At 36.9% G+C, this 7,596-nt stretch carries 5 protein-coding genes and 1 pseudogene; all 6 read right to left on the minus strand.

Annotated elements, in window-relative coordinates; genetic code table 11:
- On the minus strand, positions 1-398 hold a 398-nt coding region (locus M901_RS08735), incomplete at its 3' end, for a Mur ligase domain-containing protein (RefSeq protein ID WP_021277833.1).
- Positions 399-460: 62 nt separating this feature from the next.
- Entirely contained in the window at positions 461-712 is a 252-nt protein-coding gene (locus M901_RS08740; RefSeq protein WP_021277835.1) for a hypothetical protein, read from the minus strand.
- A gap of 55 nt (positions 713-767) precedes the next feature.
- Entirely contained in the window at positions 768-4,280 is a 3,513-nt protein-coding gene (locus M901_RS08745; protein ID WP_021277836.1) for a hypothetical protein, read from the minus strand.
- A gap of 65 nt (positions 4,281-4,345) precedes the next feature.
- A complete protein-coding gene (locus M901_RS08750; RefSeq protein ID WP_021277834.1) occupies positions 4,346-5,242 on the minus strand; it encodes a serine hydrolase in 897 nt (298 codons plus the stop codon).
- A 7-nt stretch (positions 5,243-5,249) separates the two neighbouring features.
- Positions 5,250-7,415, minus strand: a complete 2,166-nt coding sequence (ppdK, locus tag M901_RS08755) for a pyruvate, phosphate dikinase (protein WP_021277837.1) — start codon at positions 7,413-7,415, stop codon at positions 5,250-5,252.
- Positions 7,396-7,596, minus strand: a pseudogene (locus tag M901_RS08760) (PEP/pyruvate-binding domain-containing protein); the annotation flags it as partial. The gene ppdK and the pseudogene M901_RS08760, both read right to left, overlap by 20 nt.

Genomic DNA, 7,596 nt, shown 5'->3' on the forward strand with positions numbered 1-7,596 from the left:
TATGTTCCTGAGAGACCAACAACTTTTTTCTTCTCTAAAACAAAGGCTCCGATCGCTGCTGGAAATGAACAAAATGGTACCCCTGAGTTTTCAATCTCTCTGGCATCATCACTTGCTTTTGCTACAACATTTCCAACGACAATGAGATCGTAATTTTTTGCAATTTCATCTAAAGATATTTCATCAATTTTGAATATATCAATACCTGAGTTTTCTAAATAGGTACTCATCGGGGGATAGAACATTTTATCTGCACCTGCTACTTCATATCCTGCCCCTTTGAGAAGACAAGCAGCAGCTCCCATTCCAGTTCCACATATTCTATAAAAGAAGATCTTTTTGAACTTCGATTCATTATCTTTAAGTTTATTAAAATTGTAGTAGTTTGATAAATCCATAAGGCCCCTTTATCCCACAATTTTAACTGATTATGGGACAAAGGGTAAGAGATTATTTTGAGTTATCTATTTTCTAGGAAGTATTTAATCACGTCTTTACACGTCTTCTTCGCTTTTGCCGAAGTTATTCCTTCAGGGTGAATCATACGCCACCATTCTTCTGTAGACGAATACTTGATATCTTCACCTTTAGTCAGTTCATGCTGAGTAAGACTTCTACCAATTTTACTTTCTACAGCACTAACGATTTCATCCATATTCTGCTCTTCACCCATATGGATGATTTCATCTGGAAAAACAACAAGTGGAACCATCTGCTCAAGTTCATGATAATCAGAAACAAGACTGATCAGGTTTTCTTCTTTCTATCTAATTTTTATTTGCGGCTATTTTTACTTGGGTGTCCTGCAAAATTCTCTGCAACACTGAAAACTGATGTTGAAAGAAAGGTGATCCCATCGGTTCATGACTATGACCTTTAAAGACACCTGCTAGAGTTTGAACTTCTACAGGAATTTGATCGTAAGTCTTCTTAGAAAGCTTCTTATCAAAGAATGTCTTCAAAGACCTTAGTCTTCTTGTATAACTTCCTTGATTCTTAGTTAACATTTTTGCCATCAAGAAGTGTCCTCCATCATCAGATTCACGTACTAAATCAGATGAGACTCCTCTAAATGTAATTTTATAATCCTCTGGATTAGTACTTGGCTTCTCAATGGCATCAATCCATCTTGTCCATGCAGCAATCTCAGTTGGCTCCATATTTTCCCATGGCATATAAGCATCAATGAGCTCTGCCACTTTCTTTCTATTATTTGATGCAATATAGTCATCTAGCTTTAAGTCTTGGGCCTCAAGTTCTTTTTGTAAGTCTTTCCATCTAGCCGAAACACCTTTTCTAAACTTTTTCTCAGCTCTTTCTTTTTTAACAAAACCTTTAACGATCTTCTTGGCGTGATCACGTCTTGCATTAATATAATTTGTGACTTCAGGAGTTTCTGTGAACTTCGAGCTAAATAAGCTCTCTAAAGAATCCATCGCATCAACTTCCGCTTGCGCCATAAAACGACGACTTCTTTGTGACCCATATTCTGCATTTAACGACATTTCTGCCCAGAATATTGGATTTTTAAAATAACCTTTATCGTAAACAATTTGAGTTAAGTGAGTCATCTCTTCTAATACTGCAAGAGGATTGTTCCATCCTTCTGCTGTAAACTTAACGTTAATATGTAACCCCTCACCTTCTTTGAAAGATGGAGTAATCTCTGCGAGTTTTCCATCTGTAAGTGTTGCATTCTTTTCAACTTTAATTTTTGCGACAAAGTCCTCTCTATCACCTCTATAGTCGAGCATTGTTTGTAATTTATCGACAGTTTCTTTAAATTCAGTTTGTGCGTTTGCACCTGTCAGGGCCTCTAATTGAGCATTGGTCTCAAGTCCAACGAGTGCATCTTTCGTGGCCTGGTCTGGATTGAAGAATGCTAAATGACAAAATTTACCATCTACACATACTTCTGTTGTATCGGTTGTTGGTAAAAAGTTAAATTTGAGATTTCCGTTATAAGTAACCTGAGCATCAAGCCCACTCTGTTTAAAAGCAGCTTGAGAGAATAGTTGAACGAGATAATCACTATCCATCGCTGAATATTTAGGAATCGTTACAAAATCGACCGGTGGTGGACCACGGACAACTTTAATATCTGCATATTTTGCAACTTTATCAGTTTCCCCTGCATACTTATCTGCAATGGCCTGTAACTTTTCAAGTTCGGCATCAGAGTTAGCATAGAAATGTACTGCGACTTTATCATTCTTAGGGTGCCATTCACCATCAACAAAGTTCTCAGAGATTGCCACTTTAGGAGCGTATTCTTCAGACTCCATCGCTCTAGCGATAAAGCTTGAAACTTCTGAAACTTTAACAAGTCGATCTGTGAAATACTTGTCTGAGAAATTATCAACTGAATCAACAAAGCTTATAACTTCATCAACACTATTAATATTTGAATCTCTTAGAGAGGAAATAACGTAATACTTAAAGGCATTAGATTTTTTTGGAATGGCCTTTTCAACAAGCTCTCTTAGTTTACTTGCTCCAGTATAATTAACAGTCGTTCCCTTAGGAATACCGACTTCATCTCTGTCAAGCATACCATAGAGGAGTTTATTTAGAGCATTTCTACGTTTTGCACTTGAAGCTGACGCAAGTGTCTCACCCTCATTTGTTAAAACATCTGATATGAGTAGATAGGCCCTCATATCAATATTATTCTTATCAAGAATTTTTCTTAAGTGGCTTGTTTCAACTTCTACAAAGTCAGAGTGTGATTGAGCTTCTTCTAGCCAATCATAAGTTTCTATAAAGGGAGAATATACGTGATCGACTGAACCACCGACTTTAGCACCATCAATATCTAAAGCTTCCCCATATAGCTTCTTATTAGAGCCATCAACATAAGCATGAGTTGGAATAACAAGATCACCTACTTTATAGCCCTTATCTGGAAATGCTCCAGCAGTTCCAATATAAGTAATGTCGTGATGTCCAGAGTTCTTTAATGCCTTTGCAAGTGGAGCAATTTCATCTCCCCAACTATTTGCGACAACACGCCAAACAACATCTTCACCTTTTTTATTCTTAAAAATAAAATCTGACATACTGATAACAAAATTATCGTAGTCATACATTTTAAACTCTTCTGGTGTTAAGCCCTTTGCTTCAATTGTAGCTTTTAATTTATCAAAGGCCGTTTCAATCTTTTTCTTATTCTTAAAAATGTCATAATCTTTATAGTCTTCTGTTGCTAAGAATTTCTTAACGTCATCTCTTTCTTTTTCAACGAATTCCCCAAGTACGGAATCAGGCTCATCATCATATAAATTACTTAATGCTCTGATTTTCCAAAGGAGATCGAGAGTCCTTTCAATGGCACCTTTTTGGCCAATAATTGTTCTCTTTGCCTTAGGCATATGCTTCATAATTCCAGTGAGTTCATCCTCCATCATTTTATGACGAACATCGAGATCACCAAAAATACGAACCTTATTCTTTATTTCTTGTCCTTTAAGATTAGAAAGCCCAAACTGCATAAGAAGGTGTTCTAAGCGATCCTTTCCACCGATACTTGTGATTGCATAACGATAGTTAGCTTCACCTGGGTATTGGACAACGTAAATTTTGTTATAGTTATTTGCAAATGGTCGAACTTCTTTAACTACATGAGCACCATTTTCAGACAAGTTCTTTAGAAACTCGCGGCTATTTTCTAAGTGAAACTCAATATCTCTTCCACTTTCAACGGCTTCCCAAAATACGGCACGAGTTGTTCTATTAGAGATATATTGTCCGGCATCAAGAGTAAGATCAGATGATTTAAAAGGTACATCTTTTAAAGCCTCTGTCGTGTCAGCTTCTTTAAATGTTAATTCGGATAGGTCTTCTGTTTTAAGTTTTGTGTCGAGAAGAGCGAAGCCACCATTCAACTTATTCTTGAAGAAGTTATAACCCCATTTATAGTCAGCCTTCTTTAAAGGTAATTTTGCTCGCCCTTGTTTTATAATTTCATAAATTACATCATCATATTTTTGTGCATCAAAGAGTCTTGAATCACCACTATAGTTTTGAAGAATAAATTTTGGATTAACCTTCTTTAAGATCTCAACAGATTCTTCATCTATTTTCTTTCCAAAAGAATTAATATATTCACCAATATAGTAGTCAAATTTATCAACTGCTAATAACTCCTCTAAACGTGACATATCAACATCACTGGCCGGTAATCTTTGACCGTGAGAGAAATAGCCTAACTGCCTATTCGTCTGCCAAACAGAACATGAAGTTAAGGCCCAAATTAGAATTAGTGATAAAATCTTCTTCATACAAAATACTCCTATCCGAGTTAACTTATCGGGATAGGAGTATTTCTCTTTAATTTTTATTGTATCTATCTAGAATTATTAAGGTTTAAAGAGCCTATTTCTCTTCTTAGTTTATTGAGCTTTAATCGATCGTACCAATAACCTTGGGTTTCATTGGTTAGAATTACGTGTCCTTTTTTAGCCTCAGGATCAATCCACATAGAGGTTCCCGTAAATCCTAAGTGGCCGAATGTATTTTTTGAAGCTCCCGCCCCTGCAAGTGTTTTCTCTGGATCTTCTACCGTATCCCAGCCAAAACAATAGCGCCCCTCATGGTCAACACCAATTGTTTTAAGTAAATCCAGTTGATTATCGAGATTAAGAAGAGTTTTACAAACACCTTCTATCGAAGCAAATAATCCTGCATGTGAGATCTTCTCTCCTATGATATAAGCATTATCATCATGAACTTCACCACTAATTAATTTCCTATTTCGACGCCCTGTAATTGGTGACACTTCCAATTCCAAGTCAGTCCAATGCTTCACCTTCTTATCCCAGAAAGTAGAACTAATATCATAGAGTGGTGTTCCAGTCTTTTTCTCGATTTCAAGTTGCAGCCTAAGTGCACCAAAGTCAGAGTACACTGTTTCACTTTCACTTATTTCATAAGAAAGGATTTGCTCTTTCCAAGAACTCTTAGATAATCTCCCCCAACGAGGAAGACCAGATCTATGTGTTAACAAAAGATGCATATTCTGATCAAAGATTTCAGGATGAGCTAAATAGGCAACCCCGAAAGTTAAAGGCTTTGTCATTGATGCTAAATCAAAATAAAGCTCAACATCTTCGTAATGATCTTCACTTGTTATTTGGATAGTTTCAAATTCTTTAGATTCAAAATCAATAACCCCAACTGCAATACAGTTGAAGTTATGATTTGATATATTTTTTAGGCAGTATTCTTCTATTTTAGAGATCATTTTATTCTTACTTATTCCTAATTTGTGCCTGAGCGGCTGAAAGTCTCGCAATCGGAACTCTATAAGGAGAACAGCTCACATAATCAAGCCCAATTCTATGACAGAAGTCGATTGATTTTGGCTCCCCACCGTGCTCACCACAAATACCAACGTGAATATCCTTATTGGCTTCACGTCCTTGCTTTGTCGCAAACTCAACAAGATATCCCACTCCTTCTTGATCTAAACTTACAAAAGGATCTTGCGGAAGAATACTTTCGGCGACGTACTCATTCAAAAATTTTCCTGCGTCATCTCTAGAGAGTCCAAAAGTTGTCTGAGTCAGATCATTTGTACCAAATGAGAAGAAGTCAGCATGCTGAGCAATATTCGCTGCCGTAATGGCCGCTCTAGGAAGTTCAATCATAGTTCCAAGTTTATAATCAACCGTTTCACCTTTTTCAGTAAAAACTGTTTCAATATGAGCTTGAAGAATTTCTTTGAGCTGTGAGAGCTCTTTATCTATAGCAACGAGAGGAATCATAATTTCAGGTTTGACAGTGATTCCTTTCTTTTTAGCTTCAATAGCCGCTTCAATAATGGCCTGAACTTGCATCTTATAAATTTCTGGATAAGTGATCCCAAGTCTACACCCTCTGTGACCTAACATAGGGTTAAACTCATGTAATCTCTCACTAATATCTTCAATTGTTTGTAATTCAACGTCTATATACTTTGCAAGCTCTGCTTTTTCTTCAGCAGAGTGAGGTAGGAACTCATGTAAAGGTGGATCAAGTAAACGAATATTACATGGTTTTCCTTCAAGAGCTTCATAGATCCCAACAAAATCTTCTCTTTGGAAAGGAAGTAGTTTAGCGAGAGCTTTTTCTCTGGCCGGTACAGTCTCTGCAAAAATCATTTCTCTTACTGCTAGAATTCTTTCAGGTTCAAAGAACATATGTTCAGTACGGCAAAGACCAATTCCCTCTGCTCCAAACTTCACAGCAGTCTTTGTATCTTCTGGGTTATCAGCATTTGTTCTCACTCTAAGCTTTCTAATCTCGTCGGCCCATCCCATAAATGTTGCGAAATCACTTGTAATTTCGGCATCAAGAGTTGGAACCTCGCCATTCATAACTTCACCAGTTGCACCTTCAACAGTGATCCAGTCACCTTCTTTATAAACTTTATCTCCAATAGTTAGAGTTTGCTCTTGCGAGTTAATTAGAAGAGACGAACATCCTGCCACACAAGGTTTCCCCATTCCTCTTGCGACAACAGCTGCGTGAGAAGTCATTCCCCCACGAGCAGTTAGAATACCTTGAGAAGCCGCCATACCAGCAATATCTTCAGGAGATGTCTCCTGTCTCACAAGAATAACCTTTTCTCCATTTTCACTTAAACTATGAGCTCTTTCCGATGTAAAACAAATTTGTCCCGTTCCTGCTCCAGGAGAAGCTGGTAAACCCTTTGCAATAATTGTCTTACTTGCATTTGGATCTAGTCTTGGGTGAAGGAGTTGATTTAGAGTTTCAGGATCAATTTGAAGAAGAGCCTCTTCTTTAGTTACAATCCCTTCGCTTTCAAGATCAACCGCTATTTTTAAAGCTGCTTGAGCCGTTCTTTTTCCATTTCTAGTCTGAAGAAGATAGAGTTTATTTGCTTCAACAGTAAACTCAATATCTTGCATATCTTTATAATGTCTTTCCAGCTTCTGATAAGTTTCAGTTAATTCTTGAAAAATCTCAGGCATATATTCTTCTAGAGTTTTCTCATCTCTATTAGAATCATTTTTAGAGTCATCATTAATAGGAGCAGGAGTTCTAATTCCAGCAACAACATCTTCACCTTGAGCATTAACTAAATACTCACCAAAGAACCTCTTCTCTCCTGTTGATGGATCTCTTGTAAAACAGACACCTGTAGCACAATCGTCACCCATGTTTCCATAAACCATTGACTGAACATTAACAGCTGTTCCCCAATCATGAGCAATTCCATTTAACTCACGATAAGTAATCGCTCTATGATTGTTCCAAGACTTAAATACTGCAGCGACAGCTTTCCATAGTTGATCCATTGGATCTGTAGGGAAACTAAAACCTGTTTCTGTTGCCACGATTGATTTATATACTTCAACAAGTTGCTTAAAGTCATTAGCTGATAACTCTGTATCGAGCCGTTCTTTTTCCATTTCTAGTCTGAAGAAGATAGAGTTTATTTGCTTCAACAGTAAACTCAATATCTTGCATATCTTTATAATGTCTTTCCAGCTTCTGATAAGTTTCAGTTAATTCTTGAAAAATCTCAGGCATATATTCTTCTAGAGTTTTCTCATCTCTATTAGAATCATTTTTAGAGTCATCATTAATANG

The sequence above is a fragment of the Bacteriovorax sp. DB6_IX genome (genome assembly GCF_000447775.1).
GTDB lineage: Bacteria > Bdellovibrionota > Bacteriovoracia > Bacteriovoracales > Bacteriovoracaceae > Halobacteriovorax_A.

Excerpts from the sequence above, each read along its gene's own strand:
- M901_RS08750 (WP_021277834.1), bottom strand. The coding sequence starts at position 5,242 with ATGATCTCTAAAATAGAAGAATACTGCCTAAAAAATATATCAAATCAT.
- M901_RS08745 (WP_021277836.1), bottom strand. The coding sequence starts at position 4,280 with ATGAAGAAGATTTTATCACTAATTCTAATTTGGGCCTTAACTTCATGT.
- M901_RS08740 (WP_021277835.1), bottom strand. The coding sequence starts at position 712 with ATGGTTCCACTTGTTGTTTTTCCAGATGAAATCATCCATATGGGTGAA.
- ppdK (WP_021277837.1), bottom strand. The coding sequence starts at position 7,415 with ATGGAAAAAGAACGGCTCGATACAGAGTTATCAGCTAATGACTTTAAG.